General features: G+C 48.7%; 19 protein-coding genes. 2 read left to right on the top strand and 17 right to left on the bottom strand.

Annotation, left to right across the window (positions count from 1 at the left end; translation table 11 throughout):
* Positions 1 to 110 precede the first annotated feature (110 nt).
* The 8 genes from prmA to ACFPYJ_RS22185 form a co-directional block, all read right to left on the bottom strand.
* Entirely contained in the window at positions 111 to 1,091 is a 981-nt protein-coding gene (gene prmA, locus ACFPYJ_RS22150; RefSeq protein ID WP_379190397.1) for a 50S ribosomal protein L11 methyltransferase, read from the bottom strand.
* A gap of 209 nt (positions 1,092 to 1,300) precedes the next feature.
* Complete coding sequence (locus ACFPYJ_RS22155) at positions 1,301 to 1,495, bottom strand: hypothetical protein (protein WP_379190398.1); 195 nt, start codon at positions 1,493 to 1,495, stop codon at positions 1,301 to 1,303.
* A gap of 12 nt (positions 1,496 to 1,507) precedes the next feature.
* Positions 1,508 to 1,666, bottom strand: coding sequence for a YfhD family protein (locus tag ACFPYJ_RS22160; RefSeq protein WP_379190399.1), 159 nt, complete (start codon positions 1,664 to 1,666; stop codon positions 1,508 to 1,510).
* Between the two features lie 100 nt (positions 1,667 to 1,766).
* Positions 1,767 to 2,903, bottom strand: a complete 1,137-nt coding sequence (gene dnaJ, locus ACFPYJ_RS22165; RefSeq protein WP_379190480.1) for a molecular chaperone DnaJ — start codon at positions 2,901 to 2,903, stop codon at positions 1,767 to 1,769.
* Between the two features lie 111 nt (positions 2,904 to 3,014).
* Positions 3,015 to 4,853, bottom strand: a complete 1,839-nt coding sequence (dnaK, locus tag ACFPYJ_RS22170) for a molecular chaperone DnaK (RefSeq protein WP_379190400.1) — start codon at positions 4,851 to 4,853, stop codon at positions 3,015 to 3,017.
* Positions 4,854 to 4,976: 123 nt separating this feature from the next.
* Positions 4,977 to 5,546: a nucleotide exchange factor GrpE gene (grpE, locus tag ACFPYJ_RS22175; protein ID WP_379190481.1), complete on the bottom strand. Its 570-nt coding sequence runs from the start codon at positions 5,544 to 5,546 to the stop codon at positions 4,977 to 4,979.
* A 23-nt stretch (positions 5,547 to 5,569) separates the two neighbouring features.
* On the bottom strand, positions 5,570 to 6,595 hold the full coding sequence (gene hrcA, locus ACFPYJ_RS22180) for a heat-inducible transcriptional repressor HrcA (RefSeq protein WP_379190401.1): 1,026 nt from the start codon (positions 6,593 to 6,595) through the stop codon (positions 5,570 to 5,572).
* Between the two features lie 125 nt (positions 6,596 to 6,720).
* A complete protein-coding gene (locus ACFPYJ_RS22185) occupies positions 6,721 to 7,182 on the bottom strand; it encodes an N-acetyltransferase (protein ID WP_379190402.1) in 462 nt (153 codons plus the stop codon).
* A gap of 188 nt (positions 7,183 to 7,370) precedes the next feature.
* Here ACFPYJ_RS22185 and ACFPYJ_RS22190 point away from each other — a divergent pair, with 188 nt between their 5' ends.
* Positions 7,371 to 7,925: a DUF1572 family protein gene (locus tag ACFPYJ_RS22190; RefSeq protein ID WP_379190403.1), complete on the top strand. Its 555-nt coding sequence runs from the start codon at positions 7,371 to 7,373 to the stop codon at positions 7,923 to 7,925.
* 50 nt (positions 7,926 to 7,975) lie between these two features.
* Here ACFPYJ_RS22190 and hemW read toward each other — a convergent pair whose 3' ends face one another.
* From hemW to gpr, 5 genes are all read right to left on the bottom strand, one after another.
* Positions 7,976 to 9,133, bottom strand: coding sequence for a radical SAM family heme chaperone HemW (gene hemW, locus ACFPYJ_RS22195; protein ID WP_379190482.1), 1,158 nt, complete (start codon positions 9,131 to 9,133; stop codon positions 7,976 to 7,978).
* Positions 9,134 to 9,251: 118 nt separating this feature from the next.
* Positions 9,252 to 11,069: a translation elongation factor 4 gene (gene lepA, locus ACFPYJ_RS22200; protein ID WP_379190404.1), complete on the bottom strand. Its 1,818-nt coding sequence runs from the start codon at positions 11,067 to 11,069 to the stop codon at positions 9,252 to 9,254.
* Positions 11,070 to 11,135: 66 nt separating this feature from the next.
* Complete coding sequence (locus ACFPYJ_RS22205) at positions 11,136 to 11,627, bottom strand: hypothetical protein (RefSeq protein WP_379190405.1); 492 nt, start codon at positions 11,625 to 11,627, stop codon at positions 11,136 to 11,138.
* A gap of 31 nt (positions 11,628 to 11,658) precedes the next feature.
* On the bottom strand, positions 11,659 to 12,987 hold the full coding sequence (spoIIP, locus tag ACFPYJ_RS22210; RefSeq protein ID WP_379190406.1) for a stage II sporulation protein P: 1,329 nt from the start codon (positions 12,985 to 12,987) through the stop codon (positions 11,659 to 11,661).
* A gap of 289 nt (positions 12,988 to 13,276) precedes the next feature.
* A complete protein-coding gene (gene gpr / locus ACFPYJ_RS22215) occupies positions 13,277 to 14,290 on the bottom strand; it encodes a GPR endopeptidase (RefSeq protein ID WP_379190483.1) in 1,014 nt (337 codons plus the stop codon).
* Between the two features lie 192 nt (positions 14,291 to 14,482).
* On the opposite strand from gpr, the gene rpsT reads away from it, so the two are divergent.
* The gene (rpsT, locus tag ACFPYJ_RS22220) at positions 14,483 to 14,755 is read left to right on the top strand and encodes a 30S ribosomal protein S20 (protein ID WP_379190407.1); all 273 of its coding nucleotides are present in this window, start codon (positions 14,483 to 14,485) and stop codon (positions 14,753 to 14,755) included.
* Positions 14,756 to 14,838: 83 nt separating this feature from the next.
* On the opposite strand, the gene holA is transcribed toward rpsT, so the two are convergent.
* The 4 genes from holA to ACFPYJ_RS22240 form a co-directional block, all read right to left on the bottom strand.
* Positions 14,839 to 15,861 (bottom strand): DNA polymerase III subunit delta, encoded by a 1,023-nt coding sequence (holA, locus tag ACFPYJ_RS22225; protein WP_379190408.1) that lies wholly within the window; start codon positions 15,859 to 15,861, stop codon positions 14,839 to 14,841.
* 234 nt (positions 15,862 to 16,095) lie between these two features.
* Complete coding sequence (locus tag ACFPYJ_RS22230) at positions 16,096 to 17,247, bottom strand: anti-sigma factor (RefSeq protein WP_379190409.1); 1,152 nt, start codon at positions 17,245 to 17,247, stop codon at positions 16,096 to 16,098.
* Positions 17,244 to 17,792: an RNA polymerase sigma factor gene (locus ACFPYJ_RS22235; RefSeq protein ID WP_379190410.1), complete on the bottom strand. Its 549-nt coding sequence runs from the start codon at positions 17,790 to 17,792 to the stop codon at positions 17,244 to 17,246. The genes ACFPYJ_RS22230 and ACFPYJ_RS22235 overlap by 4 nt, the downstream gene beginning before the upstream one ends.
* Before the next feature lie 329 nt (positions 17,793 to 18,121).
* Positions 18,122 to 19,081: a D-2-hydroxyacid dehydrogenase gene (locus ACFPYJ_RS22240; RefSeq protein WP_379190411.1), complete on the bottom strand. Its 960-nt coding sequence runs from the start codon at positions 19,079 to 19,081 to the stop codon at positions 18,122 to 18,124.
* Between the last annotated feature and the right edge of the window lie 16 nt (positions 19,082 to 19,097).

Raw genomic sequence — 19,097 nt, forward strand, 5'->3', positions numbered from 1 at the left:
ACCAAGTCGTTCAAACGCTCAAAACCTGCGCCGCAACTTTGCTCGATTATTCTGCGTCTTCCTGCATTCACATGCTCCGGCTTCGTTCAAACCGATGCGGCGATAACATCCTATTCCGGTTTCTTAGCCACAAATGCGATCCAATCCTGATCACGCTGGCGGCCCGTGATTACGAAGCCGGAAGCCTCAAGACCGGACGCTACATCATCTTCTTTGTTCTTATAAATGCCAGAGGCAATATAGGTACCGCCTGCTTTAACGGCAGCATACACATCGTCCACGAACAGCAGAATAATTTCAGCCAGAATATTAGCTACTACAACATCTACAGGTACGGATACGTTAATAGCCTGAGAAGCTGAACCTTCGGCACTCGCCTGAAGAACCCCAAGAAGATCACTCAACTGGACTTGAATATCGCCTTCGAGTCCGTTCAGCTTCGAATTCTCACCGGCTGCGGTCACTGCGATCGGATCCAAATCAACCGCCAATACTTTCTTCGCACCAAGGCGCATTGCACCAATTGCTAGAATTCCAGAGCCGGTACCAACATCAATAACTTCCTCGCCGCCCTGAATGACAGATTCCAGCGTCCGGAGACATAAAGCCGTTGTTGGATGTGTTCCCGTTCCAAATGCCATTCCAGGATCAAGCTCAATGATTTGCTCTCCCTCAGAAGGTGTGTAATCCTCCCAGGTAGGCTTGATGGTCAAACGGTCCGATACGCGAATCGGTTTGAAATATTGTTTCCACGCATTCGCCCAGTCCTCATCATCTACTACGACAGAAGAGATGGTGTATTCACCCGGCTCAATGTCAAATTCACGAAGCTCATCAATTCGCGGACGAACATTCGTAATGACTTCTTCAATATCTGTATCTTCTGGAAAATAGCCTTTAATAACAGCCTGACCCTCTGGAATATCATTTAGCGGCAGCTCGTACCATTGCCCAAGCGATGTGTCCCGCTCTTTGTTAAGTGTTCCTGATTCTTCAATGGATACGCCGCCGGCCCCCATTTCATGCAGAAAATTCGAAATCATTTCAATTGATTCTTCCGTTGTCGCTATTGTTAATTCATTCCATTTCACAGCTGAAATCCCCCTAAGCAGTACTCGCCTTTTAGTAAGGCAAACCATATGACATCTATTTTACACCATGTGAAGCTTACGCACAAAACAGCAGCATAAATGAACGATTCTGACAAACAAAAAGACTGAATGCCGGCGGTTCCTTAGTTGGAACTTCCGCATTCAGTCTTTTAGGTCCGGATTTAAGGAAACAGGGATTGGCGGTAACCTTAACTCTCCGTCGTCCCCCCTGTTTGTCTTATCATATGGAGTGCAAGACTAACATGCTCATCACCTATCGTTGCCGTCAGTGAGGATCCATCTGCCCCGTCTTCGATAAGCTCTGCCCGGAGAGCCTGCAGCTTAAGCGCCGCCTCCCGAACACCGGAAACATCAGGAAAAACGGCATGAATCGTAGAAGTCATTATTTATTCCTCCTAAGATTGCTGTGCTCGCTTGTCAGCTTCCGCTGCACGCTGCTGAGCCTGTTTATCGTCCTCATCCGCTAATTCCTCCGAGAACTCAACATCCTCGTTTTTCCCGATTGGCAAATTGCCGAAATTGACTTTTTCCATATCTATTTCCTGTTCGCTCATCGTTGATCCTCCTTAGCATTGATCTGGATGTGTCCATTCACCAAGGTTAGGATGAGCGATTAGGCGATATTCTATGCTTGTTCATGATGATTAGAAAGGATTAGTCACCACGGAATGCTTTCTTCATTTTATCAAAGATCGATTCATGGTGTTCTTCACTAACAGATTCATTCTCACCACTTTTGCTGCCGCCAGCAAATTGACGAAGCAGATCCTTCTGCTCCTCATTAAGATTGGTCGGCGTTACGATCGTCACTTTAACATGCTGATCCCCCTGACCGTAACCGCGAAGACGCGGTACTCCTTTTCCTTTCAGACGGAAGAAGGTGCCGGTTTGCGTGCCTGCAGGGATCTTCAGCTTTACTTTCTCAGTCAGCGTTGGAATTTCAATCTCGTCTCCAAGCGCTGCTTGTGCAAAGGTAAGCGGAACCTCACAGTAAATATCATCATTCTCGCGCTCGAAGAACTCATGCGACTTAACACGGATCACAATGTACAGATCTCCTGAAGGACCTCCGCGCAGGCCGCCTTCTCCTTCGCCATTGAGGCGAATTTGGGCGCCATCATCAACACCGGCAGGAATGCGGACATTGATTTTGCGTTGGCGTTTCACTTTGCCTGCACCATGGCATGTCGTACATTTTTCTTTAATGATACGTCCGGTGCCGCTGCAGTTTGTACAAGCCCGGCGGTTAACCATCCGGCCAAACGGCGTGTTTTGGACGACTTCTTGTTGACCCGATCCTTTACAAACGGAGCAAGTCTCCGGTTTCGTGCCCGGTTTGGCACCTGATCCGGTGCATGTATCGCAAGTTTCGGTACGGGGAATGGTAATTTCAGTCTCTTTGCCAAACACCGCTTCCTTAAACTCAATTGTCATTGTATATTGCAAATCATTACCGCGCGAAGGGGCATTCGGATCTCTCCGGCCGCCGCCGCCGCCGAAGAACATATCGAAAATATCGCCAAAGCCGCCGCCTGCATCACCGAATCCGCCGCCGCCAAAGCCTTGGTTAGGATCGACATGCCCATGCCTGTCATACGTTGCACGCTTGTTATCGTCACTTAAGACGTCATAAGCTTCCTTCATCTCTTTAAACTTTTCTTCCGCATCCGGCGCCTTGTTCACATCCGGATGATATTGGCGAGCCATCTTCCGGTAGGCTTTCTTAATTTCGTCCTCGGATGCGTCTTTCCCAACGCCGAGCACATCGTAATAATCCCGCTTATCTGCCAAGTCCGTCACCCCGTCTCCTTATTGCTTAAACCATTCATAACCATAGACACACGAAAAACGGCTGCACCGCCCTTTCATTTTCGGACGGTGCACCGTTTACGTGTGACCAACTTATTTCTTGTCGTCAACAACCTCATAATCAGCATCGACAACATTGTCTTTGCCTCTTGTGTTGCCGCCATCTTCGCCTGAACCTTCTGCACCTTGACCAGCTTGAGCAGCCTGCTCATACAGCTTCACAGACAGCTGTTGAACAATTTCAGTCAAAGCTTCAGTTGCAGCAGTAATTTCTTCGATATTATCACTCTCGAGTGCCGTTTTCACTTTCTCTTTAGCCTCGTTCGCTTTCTCGATTTCGCCTGCGTCTACTTTATCACCAAGATCCTTGATCGTTTTGTCTACGGAGTAGATCAGTTGGTCTGCGCTGTTCTTCGCTTCAACCAGTTCACGGCGTTTGCGATCTTCCTCAGCGTTAAGCTCAGCATCCTTCATCATACGCTCGATTTCTTCTTCCGACAAGCCGCTTGAAGAAGTGATGGTGATTTTTTGGCTCTTGCCTGTTCCTTTATCGAGAGCCGAAACGTTAACGATACCGTTCGCATCGATGTCGAAAGTAACTTCGATTTGCGGCACGCCGCGCGGTGCCAAAGGAATGTCGCCAAGTGTGAAACGTCCAAGCGTTTTGTTGCCGGCTGCCATTTGACGCTCACCTTGCAGAACGTGGATTTCTACGCTCGGCTGGTTATCTGCGTAAGTGGAATATACTTGCGATTTGCTTGTAGGGATCGTTGTGTTGCGGTCGATCATTTTCGTGAACACGCCGCCTGCAGTTTCGATACCAAGGGACAATGGAGTAACGTCAAGCAATACAACGTCTTTCACATCGCCAGTCAGTACGCCTGCTTGAACAGCTGCGCCAAGCGCAACCACTTCATCCGGGTTAACGCCTTTGTGAGGCTCTTTGCCTGTCAATTTCTTAACCGCATCCTGTACAGCCGGGATACGAGTCGATCCGCCGACAAGAACAACTTTATCGATGTCGCTTGCGCTCATGCCTGCATCGCTAAGCGCCTGACGAGTCGGTCCAAGCGTACGCTCTACAAGGGCAGCCGATAATTCATCGAATTTAGCACGGGTCAAGCTAAGCTCCAAATGCTGCGGCACGCCGTCAGCCATCGTGATGAACGGAAGCGAGATTGTGGAAGTCAACACGCCGGATAGCTCTTTCTTTGCTTTCTCCGCGGCATCCTTCAAACGCTGAACAGCTGCTTTATCTTTAGAAAGGTCGACGCCTTGTTCTTTCTTGAATTCAGATACAAGGTAATCGATGATGACTTGGTCAAAGTCGTCGCCGCCAAGACGGTTGTCACCGCTTGTTGCTTTTACTTCGAAGAAACCATCGCCAAGCTCAAGGATCGAAACGTCGAATGTACCGCCGCCAAGGTCATAAACAAGAATCGTATGATCCTCTGTTTTCTCCATACCGTAAGCAAGCGCTGCTGCTGTCGGCTCGTTGATGATACGAAGAACTTCAAGACCAGCGATTTTACCGGCATCTTTAGTCGCTTGACGCTGGCTGTCGTTGAAGTAAGCAGGTACTGTGATAACCGCTTGGGATACGGATTGACCGAGGTAAGCTTCTGCATCTGATTTAAGTTTTTGCAAGATGATTGCGGAAATTTCCTGCGGCGAATAGTCTTTGCCGTCTACTACCTCTTTGTGGTTTGTGCCGATGTGGCGTTTGATGGAGCTGATTGTACGATCCGGGTTCGTGATCGCTTGACGTTTAGCAGCATCCCCAACAATACGCTCTCCGTCTTTCTTGAAGCCGACAACGGATGGAGTTGTACGGTTGCCTTCTGGATTTGGAATAACAACAGCCTCGCCGCCTTCCATAACAGCGACGCAAGAATTCGTTGTTCCTAAGTCAATTCCGATTACTTTACTCATAATTTGAAATCCTCCTCATAGTTTTTACGCGGTTCAGCCAGAGTTGTTGACAAGACCTTGTCACGAACAAGCGAACCAGCATTAATAATGAAAGCTTATAATGTTGTATAGGCAGCTGACGTGTTAGCCGCTGACTTTAACCATTGCGGGACGCAGCACTTTATCCTTCAGCATGTATCCTTTTTGAACTTCCTCCACGACGATGCCTTCTTCGTGTTCGTCCGATTCCACCTGCATAATCGCCTGGTGAACCTCGGGATTAAACGGTTGGCCGACCGTCTCCATCGCCTTCAAGCCTTCCTGCTCGAGCACCTGCTCCAGCTGACGGAAGATCATATCTACACCTTTTGCAAAAGACTCTACATCTCCGCCGCTCTTCGCAGCTTCGATTGCGCGGCCGAAATTATCAACCACAGGCAGCAGCTGCCCGATTAATTTCATGGATGCGTATTGACCGAGTTCTTCCTTTTCCTTCAGCGTACGCCTGCGGAAATTATCGAAATCCGCCTGCACGCGCAGGAAACGTTGGTGGTTCTCATCCGCCAGCTTCGTCAGCTCGTCAATCCGTGAATCCTCCGAGCTTTCATCGAAATCCGGGGCATTATCAACCGTCTCCTCAGTTTGAACCTCTTGTTCATGAGAAGTGCCGTTATCATCATGTTTATGTTCTTCATCTGTATGCTGTTCATTCACACTCACGGATCACTTCACCTCCTTCATTTATTCCAGCGGCCGAGCAATACTGCCATATCCTTGGACAGCACATCGAGCAGGCTGATTACTTTTCCATAATCCATTCGTGTTGGACCGAGAATGCCGATTGTTCCAAGCGATTGTCCGTCAACCGAGTAGGTTGCAGTAATCAAACTGCAGTTATTAATGGCTTCATGTTCGTTCTCTGTACCGATCCGGACTTGAATTCCGCTTGGCAGAGCCGTAAACATCCGCATCAGCGTCGGCGTTTCATCGAGCAGATCCAGCAAGGTTTTCACCTTGTCGACATCTTTGAACTCCGGCTGCGTGAGCATATTAGTCGTTCCGCTTAAGTAGACGCGGTTGTCATCCTCACTGTTAAGCGCCTCATCGAGAACACTCAGCAGCTGTTCACAGCCGTCTACATAGCGTCCAAGCTCCTGCCCAACCTCGGAATAAAGCTTCGACTTCAACCGGACAAGCGGTACGCCAACGAGCTTCTTGTTCAAGATATGGACAGCCTGCTCCATCTCAGCCATGTTCATGTTCTGCGGAATTGCAATGGTTCGATTCTCCACATGCCCGGTGTTTGTGACAACAATCGCCACAGCTGTATCCGAACTGATCGGCACAAGCTGAAAATGTTTAAGTGATGTCGTAAATGTCTCCGGTCCGAGCACGATGGATGTGTAGTTCGTAAGGTTGGATAGAATCATTGCAGCATGCTGAATGATTTGCTCCGTTTGAATCATTTTCTCAGCGAAAAAAGATCGAACGGTGTTTAGGTCCTGTTCATTAACTTCCCCAAGTCTCACGAGATGATCAACATAATATCGGTACCCTTTAATGGATGGGATGCGGCCTGCAGACGTATGCGGCTGCTCTAAGTATCCGAGCTCCTCAAGGTCGGCCATTTCGTTACGAATCGTCGCCGGACTGAATCCGACGTCACCGCGTTTGGAAATACTGCGCGAACCAATAGGCTCAGCTGAACGGATGTAATCATCTATGATGGCGTTAAGTATCATTCGCTGCCGATCTGTTAACATCGCAATCCCTCCTAAGCATCCAATATCCTGTATAAAAACCGATCATCCGAGAATCGTTAGCACTCATTGTGGTCGAGTGCTAATCATTAATACAAAAATACCAAACCAACTTGGCAATTGTCAAGTCAGTTCAGCATTTTAAGTACTGCTATTTCATCACAAGCGTTCTGCTTGGGGCAATTGACACAGTCTTTCCATACTTTCTCCGGAAAAATCTCTTTATTAACGATATTGAAGCCATTTTTCTTGAAAAAATTCACTTCATAAGTGAGTGCCATAATCTTAGGTATATGCTGTTCCTTGGCTTCATAGATCAGCTGGTCCACCAGTTTGCTGCCGATTCCGAGTCCCTTATATCCATCAGATATACCAAGTGAGCGTATCTCCACCAAGTCTGTACCCAGCTGGCATAACGAACCGCATCCGACGACTTCGCCTTCCACTTCGGCTACCACAAAGGTGTCAATCTGCCGTTTTAGCGTATCGCGTGATCGCGGCAGCATAATTCCTTTCTCGGCATAACCGGCTATTAAGCCTACTAATGTCTCTACATCTTCGTCGGTCGCCTTTCTGCATACCGCTTCCATTGCAATCGCCTCCGCCCAGCTTCTGTCAGTTAAATAGATAAATAGAGTAACATGAATAAATATACACCAGAGTGCATGGATTCACAAGTATAATTTATCAGACCGATTCAGAACTACTGTCAGGCTCCCCGTTTCGAATAAGTTATAATAAAGCCAATATTACGTAAGCCTAAAGGAGAGTGTGTCTATTGTTAGCCGAACATCTATTAGCAGTATCCATTCATGATTTTGAAAGCATGAAATCTCTAGGACAGAAAGCCATTATGCAGCTTCCCGAGGAAGGATTCCAATGGTCGCCTGAGCCGGAGTCCAACAGCATCGCGGTCATCATCAATCATCTCTCCGGTAATATGATCTCGCGGTGGACAGACTTCCTTACTACGGATGGCGAGAAAGCAACCCGGGACCGTGATACGGAATTTGAATTAAGCCATGCCAGCTTGCAGGAGCTGCTTGATCGCAGGGAAGCCGGATGGACCGTACTCCTAGATACTCTGCGCAGCTTAAAGGCGGAGGATCTCATGGCAACCATTCGTATCCGCGGGGAAGCCCATACCGTTGTTCAAGCCATCCATCGGCAAATTTCACATTATGGTTACCATGTCGGCCAGATTGTCTATATAGCCAAAGCTTATCGCTCCGAGAAGTGGGAGACGCTGAGCATAGCGAAGGGAAAGTCGGGCTCATTTAATGCCCAAAAACATAAGTCGGCAGCGGCCGCGGAATCATTTGAGCAAAAATGAAAGGGACTTGGCTGCGGGCAGCCAAGTCCTCTTCTTTATGCACGGTACAGTTAGCCGCTGATAAACGCGCCGAAAACCTCGTTGCCGAGCGGAATGCCTTTCTCCGACAAACGGTAATCAACCTCGCCGCTGGACCGTTCAACTCGCTCCATAAGTCCGCTGTCCAGCATTTGATTGAGCGGCACTGCGAATACTTCTTCGATCGTACGTCCCTCAAACTGCTGCGCAAAACTTTCAGAGCTTATACCTTCCAGCATCCGCAAACCAACCATCATGAAGTCTTCCATCGCTTCTTCTTCTGGAACTTCATTGGTTTCCAGCCGCGGCAGCCGGTTTACAGTCGCATCGATAAACGGCTGGACGCCCTTGATGTTGACATGGCGCTGTCCCTTCGCATATCCATGCGCCCCTGCCCCGAGTCCGTAATAAGGCTCATTGCGCCAGTAGGTTGTATTATGCCTGCTTTCGAAGCCGGGCTTCGCAAAATTGCTGATTTCATAATGCTCGCGGCCTGCTGCCTTGAGCTTATCAATTAGCAGCATATACATGGCGAGCTCGTCCTCTTCAGGAGGAAGCGGAAGCTCGTTGCGCTCATACAGCGCATGAAATAACGTATTCTCTTCTACCTTAAGCCCGTATAAGGAGTAATGCGGAAGGTCAAGCTCCAGGGCACGATTGACACTGTCCGAGAGCAGTTCAACCGTCTGTCCCGGGAGTCCGAACATGAGATCGATCGAAAGGTTATTGAAGCCTGCAAGACGGGCATTCTCTATACTCTTATACACATCTTCCACATTATGAATGCGGCCGATCCGCTCAAGCAGGCCATTATCAAAGGACTGCACGCCAAAGCTGATCCGGTTTACCCCGCCTGCTTTCATTGCTTTCAATTTATCCAGATCCGTCGTGCCGGGATTCGCTTCCATCGTAAATTCAGCATCCGGATGAATAGGGAAATATCGTTTCACAGCGCTCAGGAACCGCTCCATCTGAGGGGGTGTCAGCACCGTAGGCGTACCGCCCCCAACAAAGACGGTATGAATGATTTCCGGAGCAAGCTGTTCAACCGTCATCGCCATCTCGCGCTCAAGCGCGTCCAGATATTCATCTACCGGCTGTCCTTTAAGCACATAGGATGTGAAGTCGCAGTAATGACATTTGTTCGTACAAAAAGGAATATGGATATAAAGCGCGCGCGGCGCATGCATAAGCACAGAAGGTCACCTCCAAGCAATTACTCTCATGGAGCAAATCGCAGCTTTCGTTATTGGGAAACACATTATAGATGAAAGAAAGGGAGCACGCGGCTCCCCCTCCTTAAAACATTTAATCCTCGTCTATTCTCAGTACGGCCATGAATGCCTCCTGCGGCACTTCAACGCTGCCGACCTGCTTCATCCGTTTCTTACCTTCCTTCTGCTTATCAAGCAGCTTCCGCTTACGGCTGATATCACCGCCATAACATTTGGCAAGAACGTTTTTGCGCATCGCTTTAACCGTTTCCCTCGAAATAACTTTGTTGCCGATGGAAGCCTGAATCGGAACCTCGAACATTTGTCTTGGGATCAGTTCTTTCAGCTTCTCACATATAATGCGTCCACGGTTATAGGCGCGGTCACGGTGTACGATAACCGACAATGCATCGACCTGTTCCCCGTTCAGCATGATATCCATCTTCACAAGGCTCGATTTCCGGTAGCCGGATAATTCATAGTCAAAAGAAGCGTAGCCCTTCGTGCTGGATTTCAGCTGGTCAAAGAAATCATATACGATCTCGGAGAGCGGCATATCATACGTAATCGTTACACGGTTGGTGTCCAGATATTCCATATTGATGAATTCGCCGCGTTTGGTTTGGCAAAGCTCCATAATGGCTCCGACATAATCATTCGGAACGATGATGGCCGCTTTAACGAACGGTTCCTCGACGAATTCGATTTTGCCGACCTCCGGATAATTGGACGGGTTATCGATTGTAAGCACTTCGCCGTTCGTCAATGTCACGTGATACACAACGCTCGGCGCGGTCGTAATCAGAGGAATGTTAAACTCCCGTTCAATCCGCTCCTGGATAATCTCCATATGCAGCAAGCCAAGGAATCCGCAGCGATAGCCAAACCCAAGGGCTGTTGACGACTCCGCTTCGTAACGAAGGGATGCATCGTTAAGCTCCAGCTTCTCAAGGGCATCACGCAAATCGTTGTAGTCTTGCGTTTCGATCGGATATAGTCCACAGAATACCATAGGGTTGATTTTGCGGTAACCGGGCAGTGCTTCAAGTGCCGGCTTCTTGGCATCCGTTATCGTATCACCGACGCGAGTATCTTTCACGTTCTTGATTCCGGCTACGACGAAACCTACATCTCCAACTGCCAGCTCGCCGACTATGCCCATTCGGGGCATGAATGCGCCGACTTCAATAACCTCAAACTCGGTTTCAGTCGCCATGAAACGAATTTTCTTACCTGCTTTGATGCTGCCGTCGATAACACGGACATAGACGATAACGCCTTTATACGGATCATAGTGGGAATCGAAGATAAGCGCTTTAAGCGGTTGATCCGGGTCACCTGTAGGTGCTGGAACTTTGGAGACGACCTGCTCCAAAATCTCCTTGATTCCGATACCGGCTTTCGCTGAGGCCAGTACCGCATCACTGGCGTCAAGCCCGATGACATCTTCGATTTCCTGCTTAACCCGCTCCGGCTCCGCGCTTGGCAGGTCGATTTTATTAATAACGGGAATAATCTCCAAATTGTTGTCAAGTGCCAAATACACATTGGCCAGTGTCTGTGCTTCAATACCTTGTGCAGCGTCAACAACGAGCAGTGCGCCTTCGCATGCAGCGAGACTTCGTGAAACCTCGTATGTAAAGTCGACGTGTCCCGGTGTATCAATTAAGTTTAAAATGTACTCTTCGCCATCATCGGCTTTATAACCAAGACGAACGGCCTGCAGCTTAATCGTAATGCCGCGTTCACGTTCCAAATCCATTTGGTCGAGTACCTGCTCCTGCATCTCACGCGAGGACAGCGCCCCGGTAAATTCCAAGATCCGGTCTGCCAATGTTGATTTGCCATGATCGATATGGGCAATGATTGAGAAATTTCTAATTTTCTTTTGTCGGTCACGTACGTCCGCCATGCCTAACCCCCAGAATTGCCTTATTGCTAACCATTCTTTTTATTATACCAGTTAGAGGGGTAGCCATCAATCCGTTACCGACTCAAAAAATGAAACAACAAATCGGATTCCCTTGCTTGAGATGGATTGAAGCATTCCAGCCGTTCCATCAGCGAGCTGATTGACGGATGAATCCGTACGTAAATCCGGGATTCCCGGAAGCCGCTCATAGTCATCAGATTGCGCGGCATACTGCTCATCGAGCCTCCGCTGGATTTCTTCGGCGCTTCTCCCGTGCTGCGCATCAACGACCCGCTGCCTCGGGATTTGGTTCGATTGCACATTCTCAGTAGACTGCTGTTTGGCTCCGGTTTCATTTTCCAGTCTAGGCGTTTGTGTATATTCATCCAGACCAGCCTGTTCCTCATAATGGTTTGGATTAACCGGCAGTGCACCACCTGACTGATCGATCGGACCGTTAATGGTTTCTATGCCGCTTGTGGCCATATCAATGCCGAACAACACGATCAGCGCAATCGCTCCTCCGACAACGGCCATTTTCAACGATTGACGACGCATAGCACTTCCCCCTATTTACCACTGGATTGAGCTAACTGGACTGCGGGACAATTACCTTCTCATCCTGCCAATACAAGTCCGAAATCACATCTGCGAGCGCATCAACCGTGCGATACGACTCTTCTAGCGTATTATCTACTCCGCCCACTTCGATCAGGACGCTATCCGAAGCAAGCGATTGATTATATTCCCCGTTGCCGTTTGCGGTCGTTTTACCATAGATTCCTTTGGCTATGCCGGGATATTTTTTGTCCAGGGCTTCTTGAAGCTGGTTGGCAAACGCCTCATTCTTTTTCCAGTTCTTATTAGCATGTCCGATGATGAAGAACACCTGAGCGTAAGACTTGCCGTTAATCGTCGTGGTTGTATTCTTGCGCCGCAGTGAATCGCGATGAATATCAAAGAAGAATTTCAAATCGTGATTGTCTGCGATCGCCTCAGTCACTGTTTTTTTCGAATACTTATAGGATAGGACCCAATTGTAATTTTTAATCGCGGATACATAATCTGTGGAGGAATGAAGCGCTCCGATTCCATTTGCTTCGAGCTCCTGCTCCAGTCTCTTCCCTACAAGCGTAATATTCTTCGTCGGCGACTCCGCATATTTCGTGCTCTTAAGTTCGGGAAACCATGATTCCCGGCTGTGGGAATGATAGATAAACACAACCTTCCGCCCACCGGTTGTAGGCTTCGCTCCCTGCACAGGATCCGGTTTCGTATTCTCGTCACCGCTGCCGCCGGGTTTAGTATCCGGAGCCGGGTCTGTCCCGGAAACGGTACCGTCAGCAGAATTATCATCATTCGGCGGTACTGTGCCCTCGTCTATTCCATGATCAGGCCTGCCTGAGTCATCAACGGAAACATCTCCGCCAGGATTCGCAGCTCCGTCCGTTTCATCACTCTGCACCGGCTCATGGTCCTCAGGCTCCACTGAAGCATCATCAGCATCAGCAGTAGCGCTTGCCCGCAGGAGGAAGGCTTCATCTCCGCCAAATCCCGGATATTCCCTTGCCAGCAGACTCTTCGGATCCGAAGGGTTGATGTCTGTCAGCAGTCTGACCAGGAAGGAACTAACCTGCCGGCCTGAGATGGAGGATTCCATATCACCCTGCTTCGCTCCCGGCATTTCCATGGCTAACATGTCCGTGAACAATCCGCTCGACACCGCAGCGGCAAAGCCCTTCATGGAGGAAACCGGGGAAGAAGAAGATTTCTGCTGTACAATCGCACCAAGTCCAATGACAATGACCATTATCATCGATCCTATAGACAATAAGGCAAACATTCGGCCGGTTACGAGTAATTGACGAATTTTCCTACTGCTTTTGGCTATGTTCCACGTCATGATAACTCGTTTCATCTGTGTTCCTCCCAAAAGGTTTTGCGTCTCAGGGGATTCCGATTTGGAATCGTCTAAGCAAAATCTTTCATCGCAAGCGTCGGCTAAGGTTTTGGAATAAGCTACTATCACCATATGAACGTGTAAGAGTTAATAGAACCGCAAGTTTAGTAGAGCGCTGCTAGAGTTGATCAAGAACTGCTAGTTTACATAGACGTACGAAAAACAAACCTGCACAAAAAAACTCATTAGACACGCGGTCTAATGAGCTGCTTCAAAATGGTTTACCGAGCTGTTTCAGGGTGGCATTTTAATGGGTATAAGCTGCTACGTTCGTTTTGTCCACTGCCTCATGAAGCGCCGCATTGAGGCCGCTTGCTACAATGTTGGCGATATCTTCGATAAACTGATCAATCTCCTTAGGAGTTACGAGCAAATCATGCCCGAGCGGCCCCAGCGCTTCACGAACCAGCTGCAGGCGGTCCTTCTCTTCCATCTGGTTAATAAGCCCGAATATCTGATCTGTGTTGCCGTTATGTCCCTCTACATGATTGCGCATAAGATCAATTGTATTGTTCACAATCGTCGACGCGTACACAACGGTCGGCACGCCAATGGCAATAACGGGAACGCCTAATATTTCTTTCGTCAGCCCGCGCCGCTTATTCCCAATTCCCGATCCGGGGTGTATGCCTGTATCGGCGATCTGTATCGTCGTGTTAACCCGTTCCAGCGCTTTGGAAGCCAGAGCATCGATCGCAATTACGACATCAGGCTTGGCACGCTCAACAATACCCTGAACAACATCGCTCGATTCAATCCCCGTAATGCCGAGCACGCCCGGCGCAATGGCACTGACGTTACGATAGCCGGGCGCAACCTGATCCGGCATCAGCTCATATAAATGGCGGGTAACGAGTGCATTCTCCACAACGATGGGACCTAGCGCATCCGGTGTAACATTCCAGTTGCCTAAACCAACGATGAGGACATTCGCGTTTTTACCGATTCCAATGCGTTCCAGAAAAGAAGCAAACTCCTGTGCCAGCCTGGTCGCTACCCGATCCTGCAGCCCTGTATCCTGCTTGCGCAGCTCCGGCACTTCGAAGGTCACATAATGACCGATCATTTTGCCCATCAATTGCGAGCCCTGCTCATCGATGATATCCAGTCTTGTTATCTTTATCCCATCGTCATCTGAAACTTCAGAAAGCACACCCGGAACCGGACCATTGCCTCCGGATTCCACCATCTCTTTTGCCTCAAGCGCAAGATCTATGCCGACTGTGTAACGCTGCAGATCAATATCATGCTCATCGTTCATCATTTAATAAGGGCGCCCCTTCCAAGTCATTTATGTTAGTGTGCGATGACGAAGAAGGATTTATTCGAAAAGGTTGTCCGGGTGCAGAAGTGACACACACGGAAGCTATTGCAATTTGCCCATGCGCATGGTAGAATGTTTCAAGTTGTGTTTGTTACAAAGGGGTTTCCCTTTTTACAGGAGGTGAATGTAATGCCAAACATTAAATCCGCAATTAAACGTGTTAAAACGATTGAAAAACGTCGCGCTCTTAACGCATCGCAAAAATCGGCGCTTCGTACAGCTGTTAAAGCCGCTGACCTTGCTGTTGTTGCTACTGATGTTGAAGTTGCTAAAGCAGCTTTGATTCTTGCAACTAAAAAGCTGGATAAAGCCGTTACTAAAGGCTTGATCCACAAAAATGCAGCTTCCCGCAAAAAGTCTCGCCTGGCGAAAAAGCTTAACGCTCTTTCGGCACAAGCTTAATAAAAAACTCAAGTCCTGCTCGCCGCATTTGCGGTTAGCAGGACTTTTTTATGACCACCGATTACCTGCAGCAGTGCGCTGAGTTATGCTGCTATGGATAATAAAAACAGCTCCAAACCAAGCGTTTTGTCTATCTGGCCCGTTTTCATTTTATAATCCAGTTCCGCTAACCTGCCCAAATGCCCGCCCAGTATGGTAACGGAGAAACGTTTTGCCTTTTCTGCTGCCAGCTTAACGGCATAAGGATGCAGACCAAGCTGCCCGGCCATCTGCTGGGGCGAATAGTGATGCTGCTCAAGTTCCTTGATCTGCAGCATAATGCGAAGCTGCCGGGCGATCAAAGCCGCAATCTTAATCGGCTCTTCACGGCGGAGGAGAAGTTCTCTGTACAGCTTCAGCGCTTTATCTACCTTCAGAGAGGCCATCGCATCAATCAGCGCGAATACATCCTCTTCCACCGTTGAAGCAATCAGCTGATCCACATCATCCGCCTGAATTGTGCCCCCAACACCTGCATGCAGACATAGCTTGTCCACTTCATGAGCCAGCTGCTGCATATTCGTTCCCGTCCGTGCGAGCAGCAGTTCCGCAGCCTCGCGATTCATTGCCCTGCCCTGCTCCTCAGCACGCTTCATCGTCCACTCTCTCAGTTCATTCTCCTGCAGCTCCTGGAACGGAATAAGGGCGTCCTGCTCCTTCAGCAGCTTCACTGCTTTCCTGCGCTCATCCAGCTTGTCCGCCATCACTTGGAAGACAACGACACTGCTCTCACAGGGCTGCTGCAAATAAGCGAGCAAGCGCTCCGTCTGATGATCGATCTTCCCTTCTTTACCTTGAGCGGCGGCCAAGACGGATTGATCCCGAATCATGACCAGTTTGCGTGAAGCAAAGAAGGGAAGCGTATCTGCCTCTGCCATGGCTTCCTCTATCGCAGTCTCGGACGTATCGAATTTCACGATCCCAAGCTCGCGTTCGTCCTCAGGCAGCAGCATATTCGTTAATTCGGCCAGAAACTGCCTCATCCGGTAACGGTCTTTTCCGTACAGGACGTAGACCGGGCGAAATTTACCTGTCTTCCATTCCTTCATTGCCTGTTTTAATTCCATTCCTGTTCGACTCCTTTTTAGTCCGCAGCACATCCATATAACCGCAACAAAGGGATGAAGTCTGCTTGACCTCATCCCTTTGTCCCCGAACATCTATATAAACATACGCAGGAATTCGGTCCATGGTTCCGTCCTGCGGATGGTCATACGACGTTAAGGCACCGTCTTATGACGTTTCCGTTTCATACATTATACGCTAACATCACGTCATGTGTGCGGATACGCCGCTAATTATTATTGTTCCTGCAGCTGCTCAGAGGCGCTGGCGATATCGACTATATATCGCAATTTACTTTTACCGTCGGCTGCCGGCGTTTCATACGTCAACGTCTTGCTGTCCGGTGACCATAACAGCGAAGTAATGCCTGCCGGTCTGGAGGCGCTCTCGAACAACTTTACATCGTCTTCTGCCGAGTACACCTGAAGCGTCTGATCGACTACGAAGGCTTTGTATTTGCCGTCTTGAGAAGCAGCTTGAAGTTCATTGACCGTAAATCCGCTCACCGAATCCTTCGCCATGAACGTTTGGTCATCATTGGTACTCGCAATACCCTTCGAATCACTGCCCAGTTTCGTCTGATTACCCGAATCCGCAGCACTGGCTCCGGCATCCGATTTATTTTCCGTAACCGTTGTTCCTGAAACCTCGTAATTCGGTGAAGCAGCCTTATCGTCAGGCGGCTCTGCACTTTGCTTGTAATCGTGCTTCATCATCCGCTCTCCATTGGGGTCGACGGATTCTGCTGCAGCTGCTTGATCATGCACATCATCATCAGCGCCATATGACTTGTTCAGCATCTTATCGACGCCTTCATTCGGCGCATTCGATGTCTGAACTTCCCGGTCAGCTTTGGGCGCATTGGCTGCCGCATCGGAGGAAGTATTCGAGTCGGCTGCCGCCGAGTCCGATGTTGCCGCAGATTCCGCAGTCATCGATCCAGTCGACGCTGAATCATTGGCTGTATGCAAGGGATTGCCGGATTGGTAATTAACCAGGAATAAACCAACAATAACGCCGGCTGCTATTACGCCTCCTAGAGCACGAAGCGAGAAGCGGTCCCTCCATCTTACAGCCGTTCGATTTCTTGGCTCCCGTCTGGTGTCGGCCGGAGCCTGTTCAACTTTACCTGCGGATGAAACACTCTCAGAAGCGTCGACAGTTGTCTGAAGCTCCTGCAGCCTTGGCATAATTGCATCAACCAAGCTATAGCTCGGCGTCACTTTAGGCAAATTTTCAAGACCGGAGGATAACAGCTGCAGCCTCTCAAACATAGCAGCGCAGTTAGGACAATGCCGTGTATGAGTCATCAAGATTTCGGTTTCCTGTTCATCAAGGTCACCATCCAGCTGCCGTTGCATATACTCCATCACCTCTTGACAATTCATCTTCGGACACCACCTTTCTGATAATCGTGAAGGTACGTTTGTAGCTGCTGTCTCGCCCGGAAAAGATAGGATTTGACCGTATTCAGAGGCAGATCAAGAGAATCCGCAATTTCATTATAAGAGAAATCCTGCAAATATCTCAGCACCACGACTGCACGGTGATGCTCTGGAAGCTTATCTATCGCAAGACGGATATCCTTCACTGCGTAAGCTGAGAGCACCTCTTCCTCGACTGAATGCGAATCATGGAACACCATATCGTGCTCATCAATCGAAACAGTAGGCTTGGTCCGCCTGAACTTATCAATGCATATATTCGTTACAATCCGCTGCACCCAGGTCTTGAACTGCGCCTTCTCCTCGTAAGTTCCAATCTTCGTATATATCCGGATAAGTGCTTCTTGCGCAGCATCCATCGCATCCTGCTCATTATTTAATATATAATAGGCTGTCCGGTAAACATGATTTTCAATCTCTCGCAATAGAGAAATCAGAGCATCGCCATCGCCAGCTTGTGCGGCTTTAATTAGGCCGGGCTCTACCACGGAGGATCCCCCTCTCTTGCAACCTCTCAGACGGAAAGGTTCCGCATAATGTTGCACTTCTAGTTCAAAAGTCTTTAAAAAAAATTTAGATTCACAAAAAAAGTTAAAAATAGCGCAAAAAAGGTTGTCGTACTAACCTAAACAATAGCAGAAAAGTTGGAAAGCGTACACCCTCATACATATGGCAAACACAAGTCTGGCTCTACACTATTTTTCCGACGGCAGCATTCTTTCCGCAAAAAAATAATGCAGCCCTTGTCTGGTAAGCTGGGCTAAAGTCCCAGTTAGCAGGCAAAGCACTGCATCATTTTGATAATACGGTCTATTCCTTAATATTGGTTCTCCAAACTAACGATGTTGACACTCGGTTTTCCATCCTGCAAGTAAGCCTTCAAATTCTCTACAAAGATATCAACCGCACGATTATCGTACTCGGTTGTGCTCCCCGCGGTATGAGAAGTCATAATCACATTGTCCATACCCCACAGCGGATGCTCTGCCGGCAGAGGTTCCTGCTCGAACACATCCAGCCCTGCTCCAGCGATAATCCCCTGCTGCAGCGCCTCCACTAAGGCGCCGGTTTCTGTCGTTTTGCCGCGGCCAATGTTAATGTAGAAAGCAGTCGGCTTCATAACAGCAAACTGTTCCTTTCCAAGTACATGTTTCGTTTCTGCAGTATAGGGAAGGCAGTTTACGATGTAATCACTTCTCTTAAGAACCTCTTGGAGCCCATCCATCGTATACATCTCATCAATCCACTCTGCGGGCGTTCCTGATCGCCTAATGCCAAGCACGGTCATATTGAACGCTTTCGCCACCTTCGCCGTTTCCAATCCAATCGCTCCGACACCCAATATTCCGATTGTACGGTTATGGGCCTCGCCCATACGATCATTATGTATCCAATTACGAGCCAGCTGATTTCTTACCGATAGATGAAGATGACGGGTAAAAGAAAGCAGCATCGCAAATATGGTTTCTGAAATCGGATTAGGATGAACGCCTGACGCATTCGTTAATAGAATACCTTGCGATTGGATATGAGCAAGAGGGACATGGTCGACACCCGCTCCCATATTCTGAATCCACTTCAATGAAGAACAAGAATTAGATAAGACCAGCTCCTTCACTCCTTTGTTCCAGCCAATTATGATCTCGGCATCTGCAAGATGTTCCTTCTGAACCTGCGGATCATTCGAATTAATAATGGTCCATTCCGGAGCTGCTTCCTGGAGTTTCAACATATGCTGGCGCTCAAGTGAATGTACTGCAATCATTTTTCTCATCATCGTTCCCCACCTTTGT

Origin of the sequence: Paenibacillus solisilvae (assembly GCF_042656405.1) — a bacterium.
GTDB lineage: Bacteria > Bacillota > Bacilli > Paenibacillales > Paenibacillaceae > Paenibacillus_Z > Paenibacillus_Z solisilvae.